Consider the following 24,810-nt stretch of genomic DNA (forward strand, 5'->3'; position numbering starts at 1 on the left):
GGAGTGAGCCGGTCCCGCGTCAGGCGGAGGTGCCGACCGTGACCTCGGCCGAGGGGCCGGGCACCGACACCGCGTCCGCCGGGCGCTCCCGCAGCGAGAGCAGCACGCGCAGCACCCAGATCCACATCACCGAGGAGCCCAGCATGTGCAGGGCGACCAGGCCTTCGGGCAGGTGCGTGAAGTACTGGACGTAGCCGATGACGCCCTGTGCGAGGAGCACGATGAAGAGCTCGCGGGTCCGGTGCAGCGGGCCCTTCGGGGCGTCGACCGCCTTCAGGACGAACCACAGCGCGAAGGTCAGCGTCACCACGATCCAGGCGAGCACCGCGTGCAGCTTGGCGATCATCTCCCAGTCGAGCGGGATGCGCGCGACCTCGCTGGAGTCGCCCGCGTGCGGACCCGCGCCGGTCACGATCGTGCCGACCGCGATCAGCAGCCCGGACGCGACGACCAGGGACCACACCAGCTGCCGTACCGCCCCGCCGACCAGCGGACGCGGCGCGCCGTCGCCCTCCCGGGTGCGCTGCCACATCACGGTCGCGACGGTGATCAGCGCGGTGGTGAGCAGGAAGTGCGCGGCGACGGTGTACGGGTTCAGACCGACGAGGACGACGATGCCGCCGAGCACCGCGTTGCCCATGACCACCCAGAACTGGGCCCAGCCCAGCCGGGTCAGGCTCCGCCGCCAGGGCGTGGCCGCACGCGCGGCGATGATCGCCCAGCCGATGGCGGCGCACAGCACGTACGTCAGCATCCGGTTGCCGAACTCGATCGCGCCGTGGAAGCCCATCGCGCGGGTCGTGGTCAGCGAGTCGGCGGTGCAGGTGGGCCAGGTCGGGCAGCCGAGGCCCGAGCTGGTCAGCCGCACCGCGCCGCCGGTGACCACGATGACCACCGCCATCACGAGTGCGGCGAGCGCGGCCCGGCGGACCGTACGGGGGTCCGGGGTCCAGCGCTCGGCGATGAAGGCGAGCGGGTTGCGCAGGGCCGCTGCGGTGTCGGCGGGGGTCAGCTTGGGCACGCGCGTAATAGTAGATGCCCGCTTGTGCACGCTTTCACTAGGGTCTGCGCTAGTCCGGTTTCCCCAGGTCAGCGCCGTGTGGCCGCTCCCACTACTCCCAGCGGAAGAACTTCCCCGCCGCGGCGAGCCCCACGACCGCCCACACCGCGAGGATGCCCAGATCGCCCCAGGGCATCCCGGCGCCGTGCTGGAGCACGTCCCGCAGGCCGTCGGAGAGCGCGGAGATCGGCAGCAGGCCGAGCACGTGCTGTCCGGCGGAACCGAACTTCTCCAGCGGCACGATCACCCCGCCGCCGACGAGCAGCAGCAGGAAGACCAGGTTGGCGGCGGCGAGCGTGGCCTCCGCCTTGAGCGTGCCCGCCATCAGCAGGCCGAGCCCGGAGAAGGCGGCCGTGCCGAGGACCAGCAGCAGCAGGACGGCGGCCGGGTCGCCGTGCGGGGACCAGCCGAGCGCGAGGGCGATGACGGTCAGCAGGATCACCTGGAGCACCTCGGTGACCAGCACGGACGCGGTCTTCGCGGTCATCAGGGCCCAGCGGGGCAGCGGCGAGGCGGCGAGCCGCTTCAGGACGCCGTAGCGGCGCTCGAAGCCGGTCGCGATGGCCTGGCCGGTGAACGCCGTGGACATGACGGCCAGCGCCAGGATGCCCGGGGCCAGGAAGTCCACGGCCTTGCCGGAGCCGGTGTCCACGATGTCGACCGAGCTGAAGAGCACGAGCAGCAGGGTCGGGATGATCACGGTGAGCAGCAGCTGTTCGCCGTTGCGCAGCAGCATCCGCGTCTCCAGCGCGGCCTGCGCGGCGATCATGCGGGGGAGCGGTGCGGCGCCGGGCTTCGGGGCGTAGGTGCCCGAGGAGGTCGTGCCCGGGGCGGCCGTACCGGAGGGAGTGGTCACGAGCGCAGCTCCTTGCCGGTCAGCTCCAGGAATACGTCTTCCAGCGTGTGCCGCTCGACCGAGATCCGGTCCGGCATCACGCCGTGCTGCGCGCACCACGAGGTGACGGTTGCGAGCAGCTGGGGGTCTATCTTGCCGGTCACCCGGTAGGTGCCCGGGGTCAGCTCGGCGGCCGTGCAGTCGGCCGGGAGGGCCTTGAGCAGCGCGACGAGGTCGAGTCCGGGGCGGCCGGTGAAGCGCAGGGTGTTCTCGGCGCCGCCGCGGCACAGCTCCTCGGGGGAGCCCTGGGCGATGACCCGGCCGCCGTCGATGATCGCGACGTCGTCGGCGAGCTGTTCGGCCTCGTCCATGTGGTGGGTGGTGAGGATGACCGAGACGCCGTCGGCGCGCAGGTCGCGCACCAGGTCCCAGGTGGCGCGGCGGGCCTGCGGGTCGAGTCCGGCGGTGGGCTCGTCCAGGAACACCAGCTCGGGGCGGCCGACGACGGCCATGGCGAGCGCGAGCCGCTGCTGCTGGCCGCCGGAGAGCCGCCGGTAGCCGGTGCGGCCGCAGGAGCCGAGGCCGAGCCGTTCGATCAGCGCGTCCACGTCCAGCGGGTGGGCGTGCAGCCTGGCGACATGGCGCAGCATCTCGTCGGCGCGGGCGCCGGAGTAGACGCCGCCGGACTGGAGCATCACCCCGATCCGGGGCCGCAGCTCGGCGGACTGCCGCACGGGGTCGAGCCCCAGGACGCGTACCGTGCCGGAGTCCGGCTTCAGATACCCCTCGCAGGTCTCGACGGTGGTCGTCTTGCCGGCGCCGTTGGGGCCGAGTACGGCGGTCACGCCCGCCCGCGCCTCCAGGTCGAGGCCGTCCACCGCGGTCTTCTGTCCGTACCGCTTCACCAAGGCCTGGACCTGGATGAGCGGGTGTGACGCGAAGCGTCTCCTTGAGGGGTGGTGGTCGGGAGACGGGCGGGCGGGCTCACTTCGCATGACCCCAGAGTCTAGGGAGCCGCGCGGACACTCAGGCGCGGGGGTCCGGGAACTCCTCCTCCCGGGGCCGGTGCACCGGGAGCCAGCGCTCGGCGTACGACACGGCGTCCGCCAGCGGGAACAGCCGGGCCTCGGCGGCGCCGACGCGTCCCCGTACGACCGGCCGGTCCCGCTCGAAGTCGTGACCCAGCTCGTCGAACCGGTCCGCGGTGATCGACACCTCGGTCACCGTCTCCCAGCCTCCGGGGCCGGGCCGCCCCACCGGGACCAGCGGGGCGGGCACGCGGTATTCGGCCAGGTGGAAGGCGGTGCAGGAGTTGTACCCGGCGCCGAGCAGCAGCACCCGCGCGCCCAGCTTCTCCAGCCGGGCCAGCGGGCTGCGCTCGCCGAGCCGGCAGTCGGGGGCGTGGCCCCCGGTGATCTCGGCGGCGCGGGGGCCGAGGGCGGCGAAGGAGGTGTGCGGGTGGGTGCTGCGCAGGGCGCCGGGCCAGGTGCGCACGGTCTCCGGGATCACGCCGACCCCGCGCGAGGGGGTGGTCCGGGGGTCGTAGCCGGGCATGGTGGCCCGGATGCGCTCCCACCACTCCTCAGGCACCGGGGGATCGCGCCACAGGGCGGGGTCGGAGAGGTCGGCGGAGTGGGCCGGGACGGTCAGGGTGCCCGCCGGGCCGAGGGCGTCGAGGAGGCCCTGGACGACGGTGACGGCGCCGCCGTTCACCCAGCCGAGGGAACTCAGCGAGGAGTGGACGAGGAGGGTCTCGCCGGCCGCGACACCCAGTTCGCGCAGTCGGGCGGAGATCGTTTCGCGGGTGATCAGCGGGCCGTTCGGGAGGGGTTTCGGCATGGCCGGAGTGTGCCCGCCGGGGCCGGCCGGGGCCACCGCTTTTGCCTGGTGAGGGGGGTCGGCGATGATGATCCGGAGATCGTTTCCGCAGGTCAGATTAGGTATGCCTAAGTGACGCAGGGCACCGTTCGTCCGGCGGGGCCCGGCTTGTCAGGCTCCAAAGAATTACGCAACAATGGCGTTGTGAAAAACGTCGGCGAGGCTCGGGAGACCCCGGTGGGTACCCCGCAGGAGGAGCTAGCGACCGGTGAGCGTTCGACGCGCAACCGGGTCGCGCGGTCCATCCTGGATCACGGCCCGTCCACCGTCGCCGAACTGGCGGGCCGGCTGGGGCTGACCCAGGCCGCCGTCCGCCGGCACCTCGACGCGCTGGCCGCCGACGACGTCGTGGAGGCACGCGAGCAGCGGGTGTACGGCGCCCGTACGCGCGGCCGTCCCGCCAAGGTGTTCGCCCTGACCCCCTGTGGCCGGGACGCCTTCGACCAGTCCTACGACCAGCTCGCCGTGGACGCCCTGCGCTGGATCGCCGAGCGCGAGGGCGGGGACGAGGCGGTCGCCGCCTTCGCCCGCGCCCGGATCGCCGCCCAGGCGGACGGCTACCGCAAGGCCGTCGAGGGTGTCGCCCCCGAGCATCGCGCCGAAGCGCTGGCCAAGGCCTTGACCGCGGACGGGTACGCTGCTACAGCGCGCAGCGCACCGGTCGGCGAGCAGCTCTGTCAGCACCACTGCCCGGTCGCCCACGTCGCCGAACGCTTCCCCCAGCTGTGCGAGGCGGAGACGGAGTTCTTCGCCGAGCTGCTGGGAACCCACGTCCAGCGGCTGGCGACCATCGCGCACGGCGACGGCGTCTGCACGACGTTCATCCCCAAGACCATCACCGACGCACCTGCAAGCACGGCCGGGAGGAACCCCGCATGACTCTCCCCACGGAGACTGCCCACCCCGAACTCGAGGGTCTGGGCAAGTACGAATACGGCTGGGCCGACTCCGACGTGGCCGGTGCCGCAGCGAAGCGTGGCCTGAACGAGGCCGTCGTCCGTGACATCTCGGACAAGAAGTCCGAGCCGGAGTGGATGACGAAGCTGCGGCTCAAGGGCCTGAAGCTGTTCGAGAAGAAGCCCATGCCCAACTGGGGCTCGGACCTCTCGGGCATCGACTTCGACAACATCAAGTACTTCGTGCGCTCCACGGAGAAGCAGGCGGAGTCCTGGGAGGACCTGCCCGAGGACATCAAGAACACCTACGACAAGCTCGGCATCCCCGAGGCGGAGAAGCAGCGCCTCGTCGCCGGTGTCGCCGCGCAGTACGAGTCGGAGGTCGTCTACCACCAGATCCGCGAGGACCTGGAGGAGCAGGGTGTCATCTTCCTGGACACCGACACCGCCCTGAAGGAGCACCCCGAGCTCTTCAAGGAGTACTTCGGCACGGTCATCCCGGTCGGCGACAACAAGTTCGCGTCGCTGAACACCGCCGTGTGGTCGGGCGGCTCCTTCATCTACGTCCCGCCGGGCGTCCACGTGGAGATCCCGCTCCAGGCCTACTTCCGTATCAACACGGAGAACATGGGCCAGTTCGAGCGGACCCTGATCATCGTCGACGAGGGTGCCTACGTGCACTACGTCGAGGGCTGTACGGCCCCGATCTACAAGTCGGACTCGCTGCACAGCGCCGTCGTCGAGATCATCGTCAAGAAGAACGCCCGCTGCCGCTACACGACCATCCAGAACTGGTCGAACAACGTCTACAACCTGGTCACCAAGCGCGCCGTGGCGTACGAGGGCGCGACCATGGAGTGGATCGACGGCAACATCGGCTCCAAGGTGACGATGAAGTACCCGGCCGTCTACCTGATGGGCGAGCACGCCAAGGGCGAGACCCTCTCCATCGCCTTCGCGGGCGAGGGCCAGCACCAGGACGCGGGCGCCAAGATGGTGCACATGGCGCCGAACACGTCGTCCAACATCGTCTCCAAGTCGGTGGCGCGCGGCGGCGGCCGTACCTCCTACCGCGGTCTCATCGAGATCGGCGAGGGCGCGGCCGGCTCCAAGTCCAACGTGCTGTGCGACGCGCTGCTGGTCGACACCATCTCCCGCTCGGACACCTACCCCTACGTGGACGTCCGCGAGGACGACGTGTCCATGGGCCACGAGGCCACCGTCTCCAAGGTCTCCGAGGACCAGCTCTTCTACCTGATGAGCCGCGGTCTCTCCGAGTTCGAGGCGATGGCGATGATCGTGCGCGGCTTCGTCGAGCCCATCGCCAAGGAGCTGCCGATGGAGTACGCGCTGGAGCTCAACCGGCTGATCGAGCTGCAGATGGAGGGCGCGGTCGGTTAAGACCGCCCCGCCCGGCAGCCGCCCCAACTCAGGAAAGAGAGCATTACGACAGCCATGGCTGAGCCCCAGAACATCCCCGTGGGTTCCACCACCGCGGGCTCGATCGCGGTCGCCGCGGAGTCGACCGTCGTCTCGCGCATGAGCGCGCCCCCCTCCTTCGACGTGGCGGACTTCCCCGTCCCGCACGGCCGCGAGGAGGAGTGGCGGTTCACCCCGCTGGAGCGCCTGCGCGGTCTGCACGACGGCACCGCCGTCGCCACCGGCGAGGGCGTGAAGGTCGCCGTCGAGGCGCCCGAGGGCGTCACGGTGGAGACCGTCGGCCGCGACGACGCCCGGCTCGGCAAGGCGGGCACCCCGGTGGACCGCGTCGCCGCCCAGGCGTACTCCGCCTTCGAGCAGGCGTCGGTCGTCACCGTCGCGAAGGACACCGTCCTCACCGAGCCGATCCGCATCGCGGTGCACGGCGAGGGCGGCACCGCCTTCGGCCACCAGGTGATCGAGCTGGGTGCCTTCGCCGAGGCCGTCGTGGTCATCGACCACACCGGTGACGCGGTGCTCGCCGCCAACGTGGACTTCGTCCTCGGTGACGGCGCCAAGCTGACCGTCGTCTCCGTGCAGGACTGGGACGACAAGGCCGTGCACGTCTCCCAGCACAACGCGCTGATCGGCCGCGACGCCTCCTTCAAGTCGGTCGTCGTCACCTTCGGCGGCGACGTGGTCCGGCTGCACCCGCGCGTCGAGTACACCGGCCCCGGCGGCGAGGCCGAGCTGTTCGGCCTGTACTTCACCGACGCGGGCCAGCACCAGGAGCACCGCCTCCTGGTCACCCACAACACCCCGCACTGCAAGTCCAACGTCGTCTACAAGGGCGCGCTCCAGGGCGACAACGCGCACGCGGTGTGGATCGGTGACGTGCTCATCGAGGCCAAGGCCGAGGGCACGGACACCTACGAGATGAACCGCAACCTCGTCCTCACCGACGGCTCGCGCGTCGACTCGGTGCCGAACCTGGAGATCGAGACGGGCGAGATCGTCGGCGCCGGTCACGCCTCCGCCACCGGCCGCTTCGACGACGAGCAGCTCTTCTACCTGATGGCCCGCGGCATCCCGGAGCAGGACGCCCGCCGTCTCGTGGTCCGCGGCTTCTTCGCCGAACTGGTCCAGCAGATCGGTGTCACCGACATCGAGGAGCGCCTGCTCGCCAAGATCGAGGAGGAGCTGGAGGCGTCGGTCGCATGACCACCAGCAGCTTCGTACGCGCCTGTGGGCTGAGCGAGCTGTCGGAGGACACCCCCAAGCGGGTGGAGCTCGACGGCACGCCGGTCTCGGTCGTGAAGACCGAGGGCGAGGTGTACGCGATCTACGACATCTGCTCGCACGCGAACGTCTCCCTCTCGGAGGGCGAGGTGGAGGACGGCCAGATCGAGTGCTGGCTGCACGGCTCCTGCTTCGACCTCCGCACCGGCAAGCCGTCCGGCCCGCCCGCGACGCGCCCCGTCCCCGTTTACCCCGTAAAGATCGAAGGGGACGACGTGCTCGTCTCCCTCTCCCAGGAGTCCTGAGGCATCCATGGCAACGCTTGAAATCCGAGACCTGCACGTCACCGTCGAGGCCGACAACGCCACGAAGGAGATCCTCAAGGGCGTCGACCTCACCGTGAAGCAGGGCGAGACGCACGCCATCATGGGCCCCAACGGCTCCGGCAAGTCGACCCTCGCCTACTCGCTCGCGGGTCACCCGAAGTACACGATCACCGGCGGCACCGTCACCCTCGACGGCGAGGACGTCCTGGAGATGTCCGTCGACGAGCGCGCCCGCGCCGGCCTCTTCCTCGCCATGCAGTACCCGGTCGAGGTCCCCGGCGTCTCCGTCTCCAACTTCCTGCGCACCTCCGCCACCGCCATCCGCGGCGAGGCCCCCAAGCTGCGCACCTGGGTGAAGGAGGTCAAGGAGACCATGGAGCGCCTCCACATGGACCCCTCCTTCGCCGAGCGCAACGTCAACGAGGGCTTCTCCGGCGGTGAGAAGAAGCGCCACGAGATCCTCCAGCTCGAACTGCTCAAGCCGCACATCGCGATCCTCGACGAGACCGACTCCGGTCTCGACGTGGACGCGCTGCGCATCGTCTCCGAGGGCGTCAACCGCGTCCGCGAGACCGGCGAGACCGGCACCCTGCTGATCACGCACTACACGCGCATCCTGCGGTACATCAAGCCCGACTTCGTCCACGTCTTCGCCGGCGGCCGCATCGTCGAGTCCGGCGGTCCGGAGCTCGCCGACAAGCTGGAGAACGAGGGCTACGAGGCTTACACGAAGGGTGGCGTAACCGCGTGACTCAGCTGCCGGGCCTCCTCGACACAGAGGCGATCCGCAAGGACTTCCCCATCCTGGACCGCCAGGTCCACGACGGGAAGAAGCTCGTATACCTGGACAACGCGGCGACCTCGCAGAAGCCGCGCCAGGTGCTGGACGCCTTGAGCGAGTACTACGAGCGGTACAACGCCAACGTCCACCGCGGCGTGCACGTGCTCGCCGAGGAGGCCACGGCGCTGTACGAGGGCGCGCGGGACAAGGTCGCGTCGTTCGTCAACGCGCCCAGCCGCGACGAGGTGATCTTCACCAAGAACGCCTCCGAGTCCCTCAACCTCGTGGCCAACATGCTCGGCTGGGCCGACGAGCCCTACCGGGTGGACCACGAGACCGAGATCGTCATCACGGAGATGGAGCACCACTCCAACATCGTGCCGTGGCAGCTGCTCGCGCAGCGCACCGGCGCGAAGCTGAAGTGGTTCGGCCTCACCGACGACGGCCGGCTCGACCTGTCCAACATCGACGAGATCATCACCGAGAAGACGAAGATCGTCTCCTTCGTGCTGGTCTCCAACATCCTGGGCACGGTCAACCCGGTCGAGGCGATCGTGCGCCGCGCGCAGGAGGTCGGTGCGCTGGTCTGCATCGACGCCTCGCAGGCCGCGCCGCACATGCCGCTGGACGTACAGGCGCTCGGCGCCGACTTCGTGGCCTTCACCGGCCACAAGATGTGCGGTCCGACCGGCATCGGCGTGCTCTGGGGCCGCCAGGAACTCCTGGAGGACCTGCCCCCGTTCCTCGGCGGCGGCGAGATGATCGAGACCGTCTCGATGCACTCCTCGACGTACGCCCCGGCGCCGCACAAGTTCGAGGCGGGCACCCCGCCGATCGCCCAGGCGGTCGGTCTCGGTGCCGCGATCGACTACCTGAACTCGATCGGCATGGACAAGATCCTCGCCCACGAGCACGCCCTCACCGAGTACGCGGTGAAGCGCCTCGGCGAGGTCCCGGACCTGCGCATCATCGGTCCCTCCACCGCCGAGGACCGCGGCGCGGCGATCTCCTTCACGCTGGGCGACATCCACCCGCACGACGTGGGCCAGGTCCTCGACGAGCAGGGCATCGCCGTGCGCGTCGGCCACCACTGCGCGCGGCCGGTCTGCCTGCGGTACGGAATTCCGGCGACCACCCGGGCGTCGTTCTACCTGTACTCCACGCCCGCCGAGATCGACGCACTGGTCGAGGGGCTGGAGCACGTACGGAACTTCTTCGGCTGACGGGACGAGCGATCGCATGAAGCTGGACTCCATGTACCAGGAAGTCATCCTGGACCACTACAAGAATCCGCACGGGCGTGGCCTCAGGGACGGCGACGCCGAGGTGCACCATGTGAACCCGACCTGCGGCGACGAGATCACCCTCCGGGTGAAGTACGACGGCAGCCGGATCGCCGACGTGTCGTACGAGGGCCAGGGCTGTTCCATCAGCCAGGCCTCCGCCTCCGTGCTCAACGAACTGCTGGTGGGCAAGGACCTGCCCGAGGCGCAGAAGATCCAGGAGACCTTCCTGGAGCTGATGCAGTCCAAGGGCCGGATCGAGCCCGACGACGCGATGGAGGAGGTGCTGGAGGACGCGGTCGCGTTCGCCGGTGTCTCCAAGTACCCGGCCCGCGTCAAGTGCGCCCTCCTGAGCTGGATGGCGTGGAAGGACGCGACGGCCCAGGCGCTGGGTGGCGCCGAAGCCGAAAGGAAGACGGCATGACCGACACCGCTGAGATGAAGCCGGCCTCGGAGGAAGAACTCCGCGAGGCCCTGTACGACGTCGTCGACCCCGAGCTGGGCATCGACGTCGTCAACCTCGGCCTGATCTACGGCATCCACATCGACGACTCCAACGTCGCGACGCTGGACATGACCCTGACCTCCGCGGCCTGCCCGCTCACGGACGTCATCGAGGAGCAGGCCAAGTCCGCCACGGACGGCCTGGTCAACGAGCTGCGCATCAACTGGGTCTGGATGCCGCCGTGGGGCCCGGACAAGATCACCGACGAGGGCCGCGAGCAGCTGCGGGCCCTCGGGTTCAACGTCTGAGGTCTCCTCGGTCCTTCTCCTGAACGAGGCGGCGGCGCCTTCGGGTGCCGCCGCCTCGGCACACCCGCCGCGCGGGTGCGTACGCGCCCCGTCCCCACGTTAGGTTTTCCGCATGACCGACACCGCTTCCCTCACCACCGGCGCCGTCGCCGCCGGTCTCGCCACCATCGCCGCCGACGGCACCGTTCTCGACACCTGGTTCCCGGCCCCCGAGCTGGTCGCGGAGCCGGGTCCCTCCGGCACCGAGCGGCTGTCGGCCGACGGGGCCGCCGAGCTCCTCGGCGACAAGGTCGTCTCCGCGCTCGGCCCGGACGCCCGACGCGGTGTGGACGTGGTCGCGGTGCGTACGGTCATCGGCTCGCTGGACGAGAAGCCGGTGGACGCGCACGACGCCTATCTGCGCCTGCACCTGCTCTCCCACCGCCTGGTCAAGCCGCACGGCGTGAACCTGGACGGCATCTTCGGCCACCTCGCCAACGTCGCCTGGACCTCGCTCGGCCCGGTCGCCGTGGACGACATCGAGACGGTGCGGCTGAACGCCCGCGCCGAGGGCCTGCACCTCCAGGTCACCTCGATCGACAAGTTCCCGCGCATGACGGACTACGTGGCCCCCAAGGGCGTGCGCATCGCCGACGCCGACCGGGTCCGCCTCGGCGCGCACCTCGCCGAGGGCACCACGGTCATGCACGAGGGCTTCGTCAACTTCAACGCGGGCACGCTCGGCACCTCCATGGTCGAGGGCCGCATCTCTGCCGGTGTCGTCGTCGGCGACGGCTCCGACATCGGCGGCGGCGCCTCCACCATGGGCACCCTCTCCGGCGGCGGCAACGTCCGCATCACCATCGGCGAGCGCTGCCTGGTCGGCGCCGAGGCGGGCGTCGGCATCGCGCTGGGCGACGAGTGCGTGGTCGAGGCCGGCCTCTACGTCACCGCCGGCACCCGCGTCACCCTCCCCGACGGCCAGATCGTCAAGGCCCGCGACCTCTCCGGCGCCTCGAACATCCTGTTCCGCCGCAACTCGGTGACGGGCACGGTGGAGGCCCGCCCGAACAACGCGGTGTGGGGCGGCCTGAACGAGGTTCTGCACAGCCACAACTGACGTACGGCGGCTCTCGCGACGCTTCGAGCGCCCTTTCCCGGACCAGGACGGCCGGGGGAGGGCGTTCGGCGTTCCGGGAAAAGGCAATGAGCCCCGGAGCCGGGCGAGTTAGCCTCCGAACATGACCTCGTCGTCCGAAGAGCCTCTTGTCGCACCCGAGTTCGTCGTTCCCGACCCGCCCGTGACGGAGCGGTTCCGGCTGGAGCCGCTCGGGCCGGAGCACAACGTGGCCGACCATGCGGCGTGGACCTCCAGCATGGAGCACATCCGGGCCACTCCCGGCTTCGCGGGCCGCGCGTGGCCGCCGGCGGAGGGGATGTCGCTGGAGGGGAACCTCGCCGATCTGCGGGCGCACGCGCGGGACTTCGAGCGGCGGACCGGGTTCACCTACACCGTGCTGGCGGTGCCGGGGGGTGAGGTCGTCGGCTGTGTGTACATCTATCCCTCCCGCGCCGAGCCGGGTGCCGTCCAGGTCCGTTCGTGGGTCACCGCGGCGCGGGCCGCGCTCGATGCCGAGCTGTACCGCACCGTCAGCGGCTGGCTGGCCCGCGCGTGGCCGTTCGGGCGCGTGCTGTACGACCCGCGCTGAGCGGTGTGCGGTGAGTGGCGCGCGGCTCAAGTCGGCATAGAAGTAAGTGACTTGGGTCACATTTCGTAAGATCCGTGTCACACCTCGGCGGGCTCGATTTCTCTCGGGTGCGGAAAGAGTCCGCGACGAGAGGCTGTTCGATGTCCGAGACCCCGCCCAGCTCGCCGGAGGCACCCGCGCGGGAGCCGGCGGACGCCGTGACGCAGGCGTTCGACGAGCACCGGGAGCTGCTGTTCTCCCTCGTCTACAACATGCTCGCGAGCGTCGCCGACACCGAGGACGTGCTGCAGGAGACCTGGCTGTCGTGGACGGCCAGGAACCGGGCGCCGGGCGCGGAGCCGATCGAAAACCCGCGGGCGTACCTGGTGCGCATCGCCATGAACGCGGCCCTCGCCCACCGGGCCACCGTCACCCGCCGCCGCGAGACGTACGTCGGCCCCTGGCTGCCCGAACCCCTCGTCGGCCCCCTCTCGGCGGACGCCCCGGAAGCAGCCGACGCCGCCGACGCGGCCGTACGCGCCGAGTCCGTGTCGATGGCGCTGCTGGTCGTCCTGGAGACGCTCACCCCGCTGGAGCGGGGGGTGTTCGTCCTGCACGAGGTGTTCGGGTACGCCCACACCGAGATCGCCGAGATGCTCGGCCGCACCCCCGCCGCGATCCGCCAACTGGCCCACCGCGCCCGCGAGCACGTCCATGCCCGGCGCCCCCGCTACGAGGCCGCGCCGCGCGTACGGCAGCAGGTGACCGAACGGTTCCTGGCCGCCACGCTCGGCGGCGACCTGGAAGCCCTCCTGGAGATCCTGGCGCCCGACGTGACGCTGTGGGGCGACGGCGGCGGCAAGGCGGCCGGAGGACTCCAGCCGCTCCAGGGACGCGACAAGGTCGCCCGGCTGCTCGCCGCCCTCGGCCCCGCCTCCGGCAACGGACTGGACATCGCCTACCGCAGCGTCAACGGCGACCCCTCCGCGCTGCTCCTCGTCGGCGACACCCCCTACGCCGTGCTCGTCCTCGACCTCACCCCGGACGGCGGCCGGGTCCGCGGCATCTACGCCGTCTCCAACCCCGACAAGCTCTCCCACGTCGGCTGAACCCGGAGGGATTCCACATGCTGCGAACCATGGCCTCATGGCCCGCGGGACGGGTGGGCAAGTGGGTCGTCGTCGCCCTCTGGGCGGTCCTGCTGGTCCCGGCCCTGCTGCTGGCGGGCCGGCTCGGGGACGTCGAGCAGAACGACAACTCCGCCTGGCTGCCCGGCAACGCGGAGTCGACGCAGGTCGTCGAGCGCGCGGGGGCGTTCCTGCCCGCCGACACCCTGCCCGCGATCATCGTCTACGACCGGCCCGGCGGCGTCACCCCCGCCGACCTCGCCAAGGCCCGCGCCGACGCCCGGGCCTTCCAGGGCCTCGACCGCGTCGCCGGACCCGCGCAGGGTCCGGTGGAGGCACGGGACGGCAAGGCCATCCAGACCGTGGTCCAGGTCCGCAAGGACCGGACCGGATGGAACGGGCTCGCCGAGGTCGCCGGTGAACTGCGCCGCGTCGGCGAGAGGGACGCGAACGGCCTCGGACTCCACATCACCGGACCCGTGGGCTACGCGTCCGACTCCATCGGCGCCTTCGGCGGAGGCGGCGACCTGACGACGGTCACCGCCCTGGTGGTGGTCGCGATCCTGCTGCTCACCTACCGCAGCCCGGTGCTCCCCCTGCTGCCCCTGCTGACCGTGGGCGGCGCCCTGGCCACCTCGGAAGCGCTGATCTACCTGCTGGCCAGGCACGCCGGGCTCACCGTCAACAGCCAGACCGGCTTCATCCTGACCGTCCTCGTCTTCGGCGCCGCCACCGACTACGCGCTCCTGCTCATCTCCCGCTACCGGGAGGAACTCCGGCGCCACGAGGACCGGCACGAGGCGATGGCCGAGGCGCTGCGCCGCTCCGGACCCGCGCTGATCGCCAGCGCCGCGACCGTCGCGGTGAGCCTGACGCTGCTGATGCTGGCCACCCTCAACTCCACCAAGGGGCTCGGGCCCGCCTGCGCCGTCGGCATCCTCGTCGGACTGCTCGCCATGGTCACGCTGATGCCGGCGCTGCTGGTGATCTGCGGACGGTGGGTCTTCTGGCCGGTCAGGCCGTCGTACGTGGCGGCGGCACCGGGGGCGGCGGAGGCGGGAGATGATGGCGGTGTCTGGGCCCGCGTCGGCGCCGCCGTCGCCCGCCGGCCGCGAACCGTGTGGATCGGTACCGCCCTCGCCCTCGGCGCCCTGGCGTTCGGGGTGCTCGGGCTGAAGGCCGACGGTCTCGCCGACACGGCCCAGTTCACCGGCAAGCCGCAGATGGCCGTCGGCGAGGAGATCAGAGCCCGGCACTTCCCGGCCGGTTCGGGCGACCCCGTCCAGGTCGTGACCTCGGCGGCCTCGGCGGAGCGGGTGCGCACGGCGCTGTCCGGCGTCCCCGGGATCACCGGCGTCGCGGCGCCGGTCGTCCGGGGCGGCGACGCCCTCCTGCTCGGGGAGCTGGCGGACGACCCCAGCGGCCCGGCCGCGCTGCGCACCGTCGAGCGCGCCAGGGCCGCCGTCCACCGGATCGAGGGCGCGAACGCCCAGGTCGGCGGCAACACGGCCATCGTGCTCGACGTACGGGACGCCGCCGACCGCGACGACCGGGTCGTCATCCCCGTCGTACTGATCGCGGTGCTGCTCGTCCTCGCCCTGCTGCTGCGGGCGGTGGTCGCGCCGCTGCTGCTCATGGCGACCGTGGTGCTGTCGTTCGGCGCGGCCCTCGGGGTGAGCGCCCTGGTCTTCGGCCGCGTCTTCCACTTCGCCGGCGCGGACGCCTCCTTCCCGCTCCTGACGTTCGTGTTCCTGGTCGCCCTGGGGATCGACTACAACATCTTCCTGGTCACCCGGGTACGCGAGGAGGCGCAGCGGCACGGCACCCGGCGGGCCGCGCTGACCGGGCTGTCCGCCACCGGGAGCGTGATCACCTCGGCCGGCCTGGTGCTGGCCGGCACCTTCGCCGCGATGGCCTCGCTGCCGCTGGTGTTCGCCGCCGAACTCGGGTTCGCGGTGGCCTTCGGCGTACTCCTGGACACCGTGATCGTCCGCTCGGTGCTGGTGACCGCGCTGACCCTGGACGTCGGCCGGTGGATGTGGTGGCCCGGCGCGCTGTTCCGGCGGCGCGACGAGCCCGGCGTCCCCGAGGGCGAGCCCGACCGCGAACCCGCCCTCGGGGGCGTGTGAGGGTCAACCGCCCCTCGCCATCGCGCTGTTCAGTGGCTGTCGGCCAACTCCTCGTAGCGCCGCCACAGTTCGTCGGCCGTCGCCCGGCCGGCGGGCAGCAGCGGTGCCCGGACCGGTCCCGCCGGGAGGCCGAGCCGCTCCAGCAGCGCCTTGGCCGTGACGGTTCCGGGGAGCCCCGCGGCCATCACCGCCTCGATCAACGGCACGGTCCGCAGCTGGAGTTCGGTGGCGCGGGCCGTGTCGCCGGACTCGAACGCGTCGAGGATGGCGGCGACTTGACGCGGGACGACGTTCGCCACGGTGCTCACACAGCCCGCCGCGCCGATCGCGTACAGCGCGAGGATGTGCTCGTCGCAGCCCGCGTAGTACGCCAACTCCGTTGCCGCGAGGACCTTCTGGGTGCCGAGGAAGTCGTAGGAGCAGTCCTTGACGGCGACGATCCCGGGGTGTCCGGCGAGGCGGATCATCGTCTCCGGCTCGATGCGGGTGCCGGTGCGGCCGGGGATGTCGTAGAGCATGACCGGCAGGCCGCTCGCGTCCGCGACCTGGCGGAAATGGGCCTCCACCGACTCCTGCGGGGGCTTGCTGTAGTACGGCGTGACCACCAACGCGCCGTCGGCGCCCGCCTTTTCGGCCGCGCGGGTCAGTTCGATCGTGTGCCGGGTGTCGGCCGAGCCCACGCCCGCGACCAGGGGGATGCCGGGGCCCACCGCCGCGCGGACGGCCACGATCAGCTCGGCCTTCTCCGCGTCCGTCGTCGTGGGGGACTCGCCCGTGGTGCCGTTCAGGACCAGGCCGTCACAGCCCTCGGCGATCAGATGGGCGGCGAGGCGGGCCGCCCCGTCCACGTCGAGCGCGCCGGCCGGCGTGAACGGGGTGACCATCGCGCAGAGCGTACGGCCGAAGGGTGCGGTGCGAGGCGTCATGGACGTAGTCTCGGCACCCTCGACCGTATAGCTCCACTTAAATCTTCTGCGAGGTATTGCTAAGCAGCGCTGAAGAGTTACGGGCGGAAGCGCAGCACCTGCGGGTCGTGGTCGCTGATCTGGTCGTGGAACTCCGAGTTGATGTGCACACTGTCGTACGCGAAGGAGCCGTCCCGCCGGATCTCCGGGCTGATCAGGATCTGGTCCAGGACCTGCGCGTTGCCCTGGTAGTCGTAGGTGTAACGCTCCTTCTTCGGCAGCGACTTGATCGCCGACCAGAGTTCGCCGCGGCCCTCCAGGATCTTGGCCGTGCCGGAGAACTCGAAGTCGTTCATGTCGCCGAGCGCGATGACGTCCGCGTCCTTCTGGACGGACAGGATGTCCTTGACGAAGCCGTTCACCAGGGTCGCCTGCGCGTGCCGCTGGGTCTCCGAGCTGCGCGTCGGCGGCTGGTACTGCGCGGTCAGCGCCTGGTCGCCGCCCTTGGAGTTGAGGTGGTTGGCGATCACGAAGACCGTCCTGCCGCGGAAGACGAACTCGCCCGCCAGCGGCTTGCGGCTGGAGTTCCAGGCCGCGTCGGCCGGGGCGATCCGGCCCGGGGAGACGGTCAGACGGGCCTTGCCGTGGTCCTTGGTGACGCCGACGGCGGTCGTGGAGTCGCCGCCCGCGCGGTCCACGAAGGACACCCGCTCCGGGTTGAACAGGAACACCTGGCGGATGTTGCCGCCGGGCTCGCCGCCGTCCTGGTCGTTGACCGGGTCGATGGAGCGCCAGTCGTAGCGCGGGCCGCCCGCCGCCACAATCGCGTCGATCAGCTTGTGCACGGTCACGCCCGCCGACACCGTGCCGTCGTCGGTGGCGCCGTTGTCGTCCTGGATCTCCTCCAGGGACACGACGTCGGGCGAACGCAGGTTGTTCACGATCGCGGACGCGTGCTGCGCGAAGGTGTTGTCGGACGGGTCCAGATTCTCGACGTTGTACGTCGCCACCGCGAGCTCCCGCGCGGACTGCCTGTGCGTCGTCTCCCGCTCCAGGCCGCCGCTCTTGAGCGTGCCGAGGCTGCTCGCGACGAGGGTGTAGCCGCCGTACTGGTTGAAGTCCAGCGGGCCGGTCGTGGCGCCCTTGAGGGTGTCGCCGACGTTCGCCTGCGGGAAGTCGGCGGTCGCGCCGAGCGACTGGATCTGGAGCCGGCCGGTGTTCTGCGACTCGTACGAGCCGTAGAGCGTGCCGCCCCGGGGGGTGCGGTGCTCGCCGGGCTTCACGGTGACCCACAGCTCGGCGTAGGGGTCCGTGCCGGTGACCACGCGGGTGTTCGCGACCTGGACGTTCATGCCCTCCAGGGACTCGTAGTAGTCCAGGGCGTACGTCGAGGGCGCCAGCCGCACGCTGTTCACGGAGCCGTTCGCGTCCCCGGCGGGGGCGTAGCGGTCCGGCACCGAGTGCTTGCCGATGACGACCGGGGCCGGGACCGGGTTGCCGGTGGAGACCGTGGTGACGGCCGGCTTGGTGATCTCGGTGACCGACTGGTTGCCCGAGGTCGTGCCGCCCGGCACGTACTCGGAGACCGTGCCCGACACCGTGACCGAGTCGCCGACGGCCGCCTTCGGCGCGGAGCTGGTGAAGACGAACACGCCCTCACTGGTGGCCGGGTCGGCGTCCGGCGTCGGGTCCTGGAGCCAGAAGCCCTTGGATGAGCCGTAGTCCCGCACGGCCGTGACGATGCCCGGCACGTCCGCGACCTTCTGGCCCGCGTACGGCGAGAGACGGGTGGTGCCCTGGATGTCGTGGATCCGCACCGCGTCCGCGTGCGCGGGCGAGGTGAGGACGACGACGGACGTCGCGCTGCACACGGCGGCGACGGTGAGCGCGGCGAGACGCGCGGAAGACCTGCTCGGCAAGGGATGCCTCCGGGGACGTACGAGAACGCCGGAACGAGGGTGGAAACGCGGTCGCGTATCGGGCCGGTGGCCCTCAGTGACGCGTGCGGAGCCGGGTGAACAGTCGTTCCCCCGACTTCTACGCGCGTCAATCTCCTGCCTGGCGACGGGAGTTGTCAAGGTTTCGGCCATGGACGGGTGATGGCGGGCGGATGAACCGGGGGGCTCGCGAGGAAACCCGTCTAGGCTGAGCGGTCGAGCCCTTTCACGGTCCGAGGAGAACCAGGCGATGTCAGACAGCTCCCCCCTGCCGCCGGTGCGGCTGCGCCCCGAAGTGGAGCTGGCGCGCGCCGCGCTGTCCACCCCGCTGCTCTCCCGCGCCGCCCGCCTCGCCCGCTGGGCGAACCCCGCGACGCGTGTGGACGCGGGCGGCAGCCTGGCCGAGGACCAGCTGCCGGCCGCCGCCGCGCTGCTCGGGCTCGACGACGAGGACGCGGCCGCCGACGCCGCCGAGGCATGGCGGGTCGCCGTGGACGCCGGGCTGGTCGAGATCACCGACGAGGAGGCCGGCACCGTGGCGCCCGGCGAGGGCCTCGCGCTGCTCACCGGCTCCCCGCAGGACGTGCTCGGCATCTGGCTGACCGCCCTGGAGACGGTCCTCGCGGACGCGAGCGTGCCCGACCTGGACGGGCTGGTCGACGCCCTGGAGGAGGGCGGCGAGATCGACTTCGCCTCGCTCGGCTGGGACCCCGAGGCCGAGGCGGAGTTCCTCGACAACGTCCTCGGCAACCTCTATCTGCTGTCCGCCAGCGAGGACGGCCCCGGCGAGAGCCCGGTGCCGCTGCCCGCCCTCGCCGCCTCCGTGATCGTCCCCGGCGACATGGACGAGCCCAGCGACGCCGTCCTGGAGCAGGTCTCCGACGCGATGATGCGCCTCGACGACCAGTTCCGGCTGCTGGCACCGGTCGGCGCGGTGGAGTACGAGCCGGTGGACGAGGCGCTGATGGGCGACGCCGACGCCGAGCCCGCCGCGCCCGTGGACGAGGACGACATCTCCCGCTACGGCATGGTGCGCCTCACCCCGCTCGGGGTGTACGGCATGCGCGCCCGGCTCCTTGAGGCCGGGTTCGCGGCGCCGGCCGTCGGCGACTTCGCGGACAAGGGCGCCGACGTACTCCTCGACGGCACCGCCGGGTTCGGACCGCAGGCCGCGCTCGCCGAGACCGAGCACTGGCTCGCCGAGCGCGAACCCCTTGCCGCCGCACGGGAGTTGCTGGCGGCCGCACGGGGCGTGGACGCGGGAGCCCCGCTGCGGCGGCTGCACTGCCAGCAGGCGCTGTCCCTGGTCGGCCCGGAGGCGGAGCCCGCCCTGCGCGAGGTGCTGGACGACGCCGAGCTGGGCGGCCTCGCCCGGGTGTGGCTCAGCGAGCGCGGCGCCGCCGATGTGCCCCCGCCCACCGAGGACTTGGTGTTCTGGCTGACCGTCGACACCATCGCCGCGCAGCTCCAGGCGGAGGGGAACTCCGAGGAACTGCAGGCACTGGTCGAGGGGTTGGCCGCCCAGCACAGCGGATTCTTCGCGGCCGCCTGGCGCGTGGACCACCCCGCGACCCCCGAGGTGCTGGAGGCGATGGGACGGCTCCACCCGGACAAGCGGGTGGCGAAGGAGGCCCGGAAGGCGGCGTTCAAGGCGCGGTCGCAGCAGGGCCTTTGAGGGTGCCGACGGGGTCCGCTGCCTGAACCGGGGTACGGCGTCCGGGGAGCCGGCGGGGTGCCGGGGCGCCGTGACATACGGAGACAGTCTCCTGCGTGCAAGGAGTAAGTGGATGGCGCGGGTCAGGCCCATGCGTGCGGACGCTCGGCGGAACTACGAGCGGTTGCTGGAGGTGGCGGCCGAGGCCTTCGCCGAGCATGGCGAGAACGCCTCCCTCGACGACATCGCCAAGCGCGCCGGGGTCGGCTCCGGTACCCTCTACCGGCACTTCCCGACCCGCCAGGCACTCCTGGAGGCGGCGTACGTGGAGCGGATCGAGGCGCTGGGCGATCGCGCCGACGCCCTCGCCGAGCGGCTGCCCCCGGGCGAGGCCCTCGCGGAGTGGCTCTACGAGCTCTGTGTCGCCTCGATCCAGGTCCGCGGCATGAAAGCCCTGCTGGGCAAGGCGGTCAGCGACGGCAGCCCGGTCCCGCCGACCACCTGCGGTGCGGTGGTGAAGGGCGCGGTGACCCGCCTGGTGTCCGCAGCCCAGACCGAGGGCACGCTCCGTACGGACCTCTCCCCGGTGGACCTGCTCCGCCTGGCCCACGGAGTCGCCTCCGCCTCCGAGCTGGCCGACGGCGAGGGCCGCGAGATCCGCCGCTATCTGTCGGTGCTGACGGAGGGGCTGCGGCCGTAGTCCCCGGACGGCCGGGCGTACGGACGCCCGGCCACCGGTGCTTCAGCGTGCGGGAGTCGGCCGGGCCGTCACAGCGCCCGCGCCCCCGGGTCCCTCATGTTCTTCACCGTGCGGGCCTTCACGAAGTCGCCGAGGGCGGTCATGTCCCACTCGCCGGAGTACTGGCGGATCAGCTTCGCCATGAGGACGCCGGTCTGGGGCTCGGCGGAGGTCAGGTCGAAGCGGACCAGCTCCTCGCCGGTCACCGGGTCGACCAGGCGGCAGTACGCCTTGGCGACCTCCGTGAACTTCTGGCCGGAGAAGGAGTTCACGGTGAAGACCAGGCCGGTGACCTCCTGGGGGATGCGGCCGAGGTCGACCGTGATCACCTCGTCGTCCCCGCCGCCCTCGCCGGTGAGGTTGTCGCCGGAGTGCTTGATCGCGCCCTTCAGGATCGACAGCTTGCCGAAGTAGCAGGCGTCGACCGCGTTGCGCTGTGGTCCGTAGGCGATGACCGAGGCGTCCAGGTCGATGTCCTTGCCCCGGTACGCGGGCTCCCAGCCGAGGCCCATCTGGACCCGGGAGAGCAGCGGGGCGCCGCCCTTGACCAGCGACACCGTCTCGTTCTTCCGCAGGCTGACCCGGCCCTTGTCCAGGTTGACCTTGCCCGCGCCGGGAGCGGGCGGAGCGGGCTGGGCCGGGGGAGCGGCCGGCATCGGGGGAGCGGCGGCCGGCTGGGACACCGGCTGCGGGGGCGCGGGGGTCGCCGCAGCCGGGGCCGCCGTCTGCGCCGGTTCCTCCACCGTCACGCCGAAGTCCGTGGCGATGCCCGCCAGGCCGTTCGCATAGCCCTGGCCGACCGCGCGGGCCTTCCACTGGCCGTTTCTGCGGTAGATCTCCACGACCACCAGCGCGGTCTCGCTGCCCAGGCTGGGCGGGGTGAAGGTGGCCAGTACGGCGTCGCCGTCCGCGTCGCGGATCGTGGCCGTCGGCTCGATGCCCTGGAAGGTCTGGCCCGCCGCGTCCGGGCTCGCGGTCACCACGATCTTCTCGATGTCCGGCGGCACGGCGGCGGTGTCCACCGTGATCGCGTCCGGCGCGGAACCGCCGCCGGAGCGGTAGGCCACGCCCGGGCCGGACGGCTGGTTGTAGAAGATGAAGTCGGCGTCGGAGCGCACCTTGCCGTCGGCGGTGAGCAGCAGGCCCGACACGTCGAGCCGCACGGGCGCGGCGACGTCCACGGACACACGGGCGGCCGGCAGCGGGACATTCGAACCAGGGGTCATAGCGGTCATGCCGGGTGAACGAACGACGTCACTTTGCCGTTCCCTTACCCGGTGCCGTGACCCCCGTTCGGGTCACGGCACCGGACCGGGCCCCGGGTCAGGCGGGGCCCGGCAGGCTCAGCGGCGGTGCCGGCGGGTCGGCGGCGGGGCTGCCGGCTCAGCGGTGGTGCCGCCGGGTCAGGGCACCACGACGATCTTGCGGCCGACGCCCGCCGCGAACTGCTCCAGCGCCTGCGGGTAGTTGTCCAGCGCGATCCGGTCGCTGATGAACACCTCCGGGTTCAGCACGCCGTTCGCGAACAGCTCCGCCGCCCGCTCGAAGCTGTGCAGCACGGCCATGGAGCCCGTGATGGTGATCTCCTGGTTGTAGATGCGGTACGGGTCGATGGTGACCCGCGTCGCGTAGTCGGCCACGCCGAACTGCAGGAACGTACCCGCCTTCGCGACCCGGCCCAGACCGTCCTGGATCGCCGCCGCGTTGCCGGTCGCGTCGATCACGACCTCCCAGCCCTGCGGCCGGTCCAGCTCGTCGGCGTTGGCCGCCGCGCCCGAGACGCCGAGGAGCTTGGCGGTCTCCAGACGGGCCGGGTTGATGTCCACGATGTCCACGCTGGAGGCGCCGGTGCGCTTGGCCAGCTCCATCATCATCAGACCCATGGTGCCCGAGCCGTAGATCAGGACATGGGCGCCGAGGCGGGAGTTGAGGATGTCGTAGCCGCGCACCGCGCAGGACAGCGGCTCGATCAGGGCCGCGTCCTCGGTGCGCACGTGCTCGGGCAGCTTCACGCAGTTGGCCACCGGGGCCACCGCGAACTGGGCCGCGCCGCCCGCCGTGGTCACGCCGATCGCGGCCCAGCGCTCGCACATGTTGTTGTGGCCGTCGCGGCAGAACCGGCACTCGTAACAGTAGAGGGAGGGGTCCACCGCCACCCGGTCGCCGACCGCGACCTCGGTGACCTGGCTGCCGATCCCGACGACCTCGCCCGCGAACTCGTGGCCCGGGATGATCGGCAGCTTGGGCGCGAACTCGCCCTGGAGGATGTGCAGATCGGTGCCGCACAGGCCGCAGGCCGCGACCTCGACGACGACCTCGCGGGGACCGGGCGTCGGGTCGGGGACCTCCATGACGACGGCGCGGCCCACGGACTCGATGACGGCGGCCTTCATTTCACGGCTCCAAGCGACAGGCCCTGGACCAGCTTGTCCTGGGCGGCGAACCCCGCGGCGAGCACCGGCAGGGAGATGACGAGCGAGGCGGCGCACACCTTGGCCAGGAACAGGCCCTGGCTGGTGATGAAGCTCGTCAGGAACACGGGGGCGGTCTCGGCGACCACACCCGTCAGGACCCGGGCGAACAGCAGCTCGTTCCAGCTGAAGATGAAGCAGATCAGGGACGTCGCCGCGATGCCCGGCAGGGCGATCGGGGCCACCACGCGGGCCAGGATCACCGGCAGCCGCGCCCCGTCCACCTTCGCCGCCTCGATGATGGCGACCGGCACCTCGGCGAGGAAGGACTGCATCATCCACACCGCGATCGGCAGGTTCATCGAGGTGTAGAGGATGACCAGGAGCCAGATGTTGTCCAGCATCCCGGTGTTCTTCGCGAACAGGTACAGCGGCAGCAGACCCGCCACGGCCGGCAGCATCTTGGTGGACAGGAAGAAGAACAGGACGTCCGTCCACTTCTTCACCGGCCGGATCGACAGCGCGTACGCCGCCGGGAAGGACAGCAGCAGCACGAAGACGGTCGAGAGCACCGACGCCATCGCCGAGTTGATCAGCGCGGGCCACGGGCTCGCCCCGCCGTTCGCGCCGAAGAAGTCGCGGTAGCCGTCCAGGGTGAGGGCGGCGGCGAAGGACGGCGGGTTGGTCGCCGCGTCCGCCTCGGAGTGGAAGGACGTCAGCGCCATCCAGGCGATGGGCAGGAAGAAGACGATTCCGGCCAGCCAGGCGACCAGGCCGAGACCGAGGCCGCCGCGCCGCTTCACGGTCAGGGGGGTGCTCATCCGCGCGACACCTCCTCGCGGAACAGGGACGACACCACGCGCAGGGCGAACGTCGCGATGATGATGGAGCCGATGACGACGAGGACGCCCGCAGCGGAGGCCAGGCCGTTCTCGTGCGCCTGGTAGAAGGTCTGGTACACGGTGTAGGGCAGGTTGGCGGTGCCGAGGCCGCCGGAGGTCAGCGTGAACACCGCGTCGAAGTTCTGCACGATGTAGATGGAACCCAGCAGGGCGCCCAGTTCCAGGTAGCGGCGCAGGTGCGGCAGGGTGAGATGGCGGAAGACCTGCCAGTCGCTCGCCCCGTCCACCCGGGCGGCCTCGATCTGCTGCTGGTCCCGGCTCTGCAGTCCGGCCAGCAGGATCAGCATCATGAACGGCGTCCACTGCCACACCAGCGAGGCCTCGACCGCGAGCAGCGGGGTGTTCGAGATCCAGTCGGGCTGTGGGCCGCCCACATAGTGCAGCAACCCATTGAACAGACCGTACTCCGGGTTGTAGAGCACATGCTTCCAGAGCAGGGCGGCGGCCGTGGGCACCACCAGGAAGGGCGCGATGAGCAGGGTGCGCACCGCGCCGCGGCCCGGGAACTTCCGGTCGAGCAGCAGCGCCAGACCCAGCCCGATGACCAGGCTGGCGAGCACCACCGCGACGGTGAGCACCACGGTCACCCACACCGAGTGGCGCAGGTCCGCGTCGGTCAGCACCTGACGGTAGTTGTCGATGCCCGCGAAGTGGCGGGCCTTCGGGTAGAGGGCGTTCCAGTCGAAGAACGAGATCACCAGCGTGGCCACGAAGGGCAGCTGGGTCACCGCGATCATGAAGACCAGAGCGGGCAGAAGCGGGGCGCGGGTGGCCCACGCGCGCAGGCGGTCCGAGGGCCGCCGGACCGCCGGCCGCGCCGTGGTGGCGGCGGCCGGGGCCGATGTCGTGACGGTCATGATCCTCGTACT

The 24,810-nt window shown here is 71.2% G+C and carries 24 protein-coding genes; 14 read left to right on the forward strand and 10 right to left on the reverse strand.

Translation table 11 applies throughout. The features are described 5' to 3' along the window. Positions 1–19: 19 nt before the first annotated feature. The 4 genes from AB0898_RS18350 to AB0898_RS18365 all read right to left on the reverse strand — a co-directional run bounded on the left by AB0898_RS18350 (position 20) and on the right by AB0898_RS18365 (position 3,734). Positions 20–1,030, reverse strand: a complete 1,011-nt coding sequence (locus AB0898_RS18350) for a COX15/CtaA family protein (protein WP_366804088.1) — start codon at positions 1,028–1,030, stop codon at positions 20–22. Between the two features lie 82 nt (positions 1,031–1,112). Next, a complete protein-coding gene (locus AB0898_RS18355; RefSeq protein WP_407078365.1) occupies positions 1,113–1,829 on the reverse strand; it encodes an ABC transporter permease in 717 nt (238 codons plus the stop codon). 83 nt (positions 1,830–1,912) lie between these two features. Next, positions 1,913–2,890: an ABC transporter ATP-binding protein gene (locus AB0898_RS18360; protein ID WP_366803962.1), complete on the reverse strand. Its 978-nt coding sequence runs from the start codon at positions 2,888–2,890 to the stop codon at positions 1,913–1,915. A 31-nt stretch (positions 2,891–2,921) separates the two neighbouring features. Continuing rightward, positions 2,922–3,734, reverse strand: coding sequence for an AAC(3) family N-acetyltransferase (locus tag AB0898_RS18365; RefSeq protein ID WP_366803963.1), 813 nt, complete (start codon positions 3,732–3,734; stop codon positions 2,922–2,924). A gap of 183 nt (positions 3,735–3,917) precedes the next feature. On the opposite strand from AB0898_RS18365, the gene AB0898_RS18370 reads away from it, so the two are divergent. The 12 genes from AB0898_RS18370 (at position 3,918) to AB0898_RS18425 (ending at position 15,393) form a co-directional block, all read left to right on the forward strand. After that, a complete protein-coding gene (locus AB0898_RS18370; protein ID WP_366803964.1) occupies positions 3,918–4,652 on the forward strand; it encodes an ArsR family transcriptional regulator in 735 nt (244 codons plus the stop codon). Beyond that, the gene (gene sufB / locus AB0898_RS18375) at positions 4,649–6,070 is read left to right on the forward strand and encodes a Fe-S cluster assembly protein SufB (protein WP_161182271.1); all 1,422 of its coding nucleotides are present in this window, start codon (positions 4,649–4,651) and stop codon (positions 6,068–6,070) included. Before AB0898_RS18370 ends, sufB begins: the two co-directional genes overlap by 4 nt. A gap of 54 nt (positions 6,071–6,124) precedes the next feature. Continuing rightward, on the forward strand, positions 6,125–7,309 hold the full coding sequence (gene sufD / locus AB0898_RS18380; RefSeq protein ID WP_366803965.1) for a Fe-S cluster assembly protein SufD: 1,185 nt from the start codon (positions 6,125–6,127) through the stop codon (positions 7,307–7,309). Further along, positions 7,306–7,632 (forward strand): non-heme iron oxygenase ferredoxin subunit, encoded by a 327-nt coding sequence (locus tag AB0898_RS18385; protein ID WP_018545775.1) that lies wholly within the window; start codon positions 7,306–7,308, stop codon positions 7,630–7,632. The genes sufD and AB0898_RS18385 overlap by 4 nt, the downstream gene beginning before the upstream one ends. Before the next feature lie 7 nt (positions 7,633–7,639). Beyond that, complete coding sequence (gene sufC, locus AB0898_RS18390) at positions 7,640–8,404, forward strand: Fe-S cluster assembly ATPase SufC (RefSeq protein WP_018545776.1); 765 nt, start codon at positions 7,640–7,642, stop codon at positions 8,402–8,404. Next, positions 8,401–9,657 carry a cysteine desulfurase gene (locus AB0898_RS18395; RefSeq protein WP_366803966.1) on the forward strand — a complete coding sequence of 419 codons (1,257 nt, stop codon included), beginning with the start codon at positions 8,401–8,403 and terminating at the stop codon, positions 9,655–9,657. Before sufC ends, AB0898_RS18395 begins: the two co-directional genes overlap by 4 nt. Positions 9,658–9,673: 16 nt before the next feature. Then, positions 9,674–10,141 carry a Fe-S cluster assembly sulfur transfer protein SufU gene (gene sufU / locus AB0898_RS18400; RefSeq protein ID WP_199586545.1) on the forward strand — a complete coding sequence of 156 codons (468 nt, stop codon included), beginning with the start codon at positions 9,674–9,676 and terminating at the stop codon, positions 10,139–10,141. Next, a complete protein-coding gene (locus AB0898_RS18405; RefSeq protein ID WP_161182276.1) occupies positions 10,138–10,470 on the forward strand; it encodes a metal-sulfur cluster assembly factor in 333 nt (110 codons plus the stop codon). The genes sufU and AB0898_RS18405 overlap by 4 nt, the downstream gene beginning before the upstream one ends. A gap of 112 nt (positions 10,471–10,582) precedes the next feature. Further along, positions 10,583–11,569, forward strand: a complete 987-nt coding sequence (gene dapD / locus AB0898_RS18410) for a 2,3,4,5-tetrahydropyridine-2,6-dicarboxylate N-succinyltransferase (RefSeq protein WP_366803967.1) — start codon at positions 10,583–10,585, stop codon at positions 11,567–11,569. 121 nt (positions 11,570–11,690) lie between these two features. Then, the gene (locus tag AB0898_RS18415) at positions 11,691–12,158 is read left to right on the forward strand and encodes an N-acetyltransferase (RefSeq protein ID WP_366803968.1); all 468 of its coding nucleotides are present in this window, start codon (positions 11,691–11,693) and stop codon (positions 12,156–12,158) included. Between the two features lie 140 nt (positions 12,159–12,298). Further along, positions 12,299–13,246 (forward strand): RNA polymerase sigma factor SigJ, encoded by a 948-nt coding sequence (gene sigJ / locus AB0898_RS18420; protein ID WP_366803969.1) that lies wholly within the window; start codon positions 12,299–12,301, stop codon positions 13,244–13,246. Positions 13,247–13,263: 17 nt separating this feature from the next. Continuing rightward, the gene (locus tag AB0898_RS18425) at positions 13,264–15,393 is read left to right on the forward strand and encodes an MMPL family transporter (RefSeq protein WP_366803970.1); all 2,130 of its coding nucleotides are present in this window, start codon (positions 13,264–13,266) and stop codon (positions 15,391–15,393) included. A gap of 29 nt (positions 15,394–15,422) precedes the next feature. Here the strand turns inward: AB0898_RS18425 and dapA are convergent, their stop codons facing one another. Together dapA and AB0898_RS18435 are read right to left on the reverse strand one after the other, a co-directional pair. Further along, the gene (dapA, locus tag AB0898_RS18430) at positions 15,423–16,319 is read right to left on the reverse strand and encodes a 4-hydroxy-tetrahydrodipicolinate synthase (protein ID WP_366803971.1); all 897 of its coding nucleotides are present in this window, start codon (positions 16,317–16,319) and stop codon (positions 15,423–15,425) included. Positions 16,320–16,396: 77 nt separating this feature from the next. After that, positions 16,397–18,217 (reverse strand): endonuclease/exonuclease/phosphatase family protein, encoded by a 1,821-nt coding sequence (locus tag AB0898_RS18435; RefSeq protein WP_366803972.1) that lies wholly within the window; start codon positions 18,215–18,217, stop codon positions 16,397–16,399. 268 nt (positions 18,218–18,485) lie between these two features. Between AB0898_RS18435 and AB0898_RS18440 the strand changes: the two genes are divergently transcribed. Then, the gene (locus tag AB0898_RS18440) at positions 18,486–19,910 is read left to right on the forward strand and encodes a hypothetical protein (protein ID WP_366803973.1); all 1,425 of its coding nucleotides are present in this window, start codon (positions 18,486–18,488) and stop codon (positions 19,908–19,910) included. A gap of 112 nt (positions 19,911–20,022) precedes the next feature. Further along, entirely contained in the window at positions 20,023–20,589 is a 567-nt protein-coding gene (locus AB0898_RS18445; RefSeq protein WP_366803974.1) for a helix-turn-helix domain-containing protein, read from the forward strand. A gap of 68 nt (positions 20,590–20,657) precedes the next feature. On the opposite strand, the gene AB0898_RS18450 is transcribed toward AB0898_RS18445, so the two are convergent. From AB0898_RS18450 to AB0898_RS18465, 4 genes are all read right to left on the reverse strand, one after another. Continuing rightward, on the reverse strand, positions 20,658–21,854 hold the full coding sequence (locus AB0898_RS18450) for a TerD family protein (RefSeq protein WP_366804090.1): 1,197 nt from the start codon (positions 21,852–21,854) through the stop codon (positions 20,658–20,660). A gap of 177 nt (positions 21,855–22,031) precedes the next feature. Continuing rightward, on the reverse strand, positions 22,032–23,021 hold the full coding sequence (locus AB0898_RS18455) for a zinc-dependent alcohol dehydrogenase family protein (RefSeq protein ID WP_199586554.1): 990 nt from the start codon (positions 23,019–23,021) through the stop codon (positions 22,032–22,034). Continuing rightward, positions 23,018–23,860, reverse strand: a complete 843-nt coding sequence (locus AB0898_RS18460; RefSeq protein WP_366803975.1) for a carbohydrate ABC transporter permease — start codon at positions 23,858–23,860, stop codon at positions 23,018–23,020. The genes AB0898_RS18455 and AB0898_RS18460 overlap by 4 nt, the downstream gene beginning before the upstream one ends. Then, positions 23,857–24,798 carry a sugar ABC transporter permease gene (locus tag AB0898_RS18465; protein WP_366803976.1) on the reverse strand — a complete coding sequence of 314 codons (942 nt, stop codon included), beginning with the start codon at positions 24,796–24,798 and terminating at the stop codon, positions 23,857–23,859. Before AB0898_RS18465 ends, AB0898_RS18460 begins: the two co-directional genes overlap by 4 nt. Between the last annotated feature and the right edge of the window lie 12 nt (positions 24,799–24,810).

This window comes from Streptomyces sp. NPDC005435 (assembly GCF_040703155.1).
GTDB lineage: Bacteria > Actinomycetota > Actinomycetes > Streptomycetales > Streptomycetaceae > Streptomyces.

Coding starts and splice junctions, on each gene's coding strand:
- AB0898_RS18450 (WP_366804090.1), bottom strand. CDS start 21,854: ATGACCCCTGGTTCGAATGTCCCGCTGCCGGCCGCCCGTGTGTCCGTG.
- AB0898_RS18460 (WP_366803975.1), bottom strand. CDS start 23,860: ATGAGCACCCCCCTGACCGTGAAGCGGCGCGGCGGCCTCGGTCTCGGC.
- sufB (WP_161182271.1), top strand. CDS start 4,649: ATGACTCTCCCCACGGAGACTGCCCACCCCGAACTCGAGGGTCTGGGC.
- AB0898_RS18360 (WP_366803962.1), bottom strand. CDS start 2,890: ATGCGAAGTGAGCCCGCCCGCCCGTCTCCCGACCACCACCCCTCAAGG.
- AB0898_RS18455 (WP_199586554.1), bottom strand. CDS start 23,021: ATGAAGGCCGCCGTCATCGAGTCCGTGGGCCGCGCCGTCGTCATGGAG.
- sufU (WP_199586545.1), top strand. CDS start 9,674: ATGAAGCTGGACTCCATGTACCAGGAAGTCATCCTGGACCACTACAAG.
- AB0898_RS18440 (WP_366803973.1), top strand. CDS start 18,486: ATGTCAGACAGCTCCCCCCTGCCGCCGGTGCGGCTGCGCCCCGAAGTG.
- sufD (WP_366803965.1), top strand. CDS start 6,125: ATGGCTGAGCCCCAGAACATCCCCGTGGGTTCCACCACCGCGGGCTCG.
- AB0898_RS18385 (WP_018545775.1), top strand. CDS start 7,306: ATGACCACCAGCAGCTTCGTACGCGCCTGTGGGCTGAGCGAGCTGTCG.
- dapA (WP_366803971.1), bottom strand. CDS start 16,319: ATGACGCCTCGCACCGCACCCTTCGGCCGTACGCTCTGCGCGATGGTC.
- sigJ (WP_366803969.1), top strand. CDS start 12,299: ATGTCCGAGACCCCGCCCAGCTCGCCGGAGGCACCCGCGCGGGAGCCG.
- AB0898_RS18405 (WP_161182276.1), top strand. CDS start 10,138: ATGACCGACACCGCTGAGATGAAGCCGGCCTCGGAGGAAGAACTCCGC.
- AB0898_RS18415 (WP_366803968.1), top strand. CDS start 11,691: ATGACCTCGTCGTCCGAAGAGCCTCTTGTCGCACCCGAGTTCGTCGTT.
- dapD (WP_366803967.1), top strand. CDS start 10,583: ATGACCGACACCGCTTCCCTCACCACCGGCGCCGTCGCCGCCGGTCTC.
- AB0898_RS18465 (WP_366803976.1), bottom strand. CDS start 24,798: ATGACCGTCACGACATCGGCCCCGGCCGCCGCCACCACGGCGCGGCCG.
- sufC (WP_018545776.1), top strand. CDS start 7,640: ATGGCAACGCTTGAAATCCGAGACCTGCACGTCACCGTCGAGGCCGAC.
- AB0898_RS18425 (WP_366803970.1), top strand. CDS start 13,264: ATGCTGCGAACCATGGCCTCATGGCCCGCGGGACGGGTGGGCAAGTGG.
- AB0898_RS18355 (WP_407078365.1), bottom strand. CDS start 1,829: ATGATCGCCGCGCAGGCCGCGCTGGAGACGCGGATGCTGCTGCGCAAC.
- AB0898_RS18445 (WP_366803974.1), top strand. CDS start 20,023: ATGGCGCGGGTCAGGCCCATGCGTGCGGACGCTCGGCGGAACTACGAG.
- AB0898_RS18365 (WP_366803963.1), bottom strand. CDS start 3,734: ATGCCGAAACCCCTCCCGAACGGCCCGCTGATCACCCGCGAAACGATC.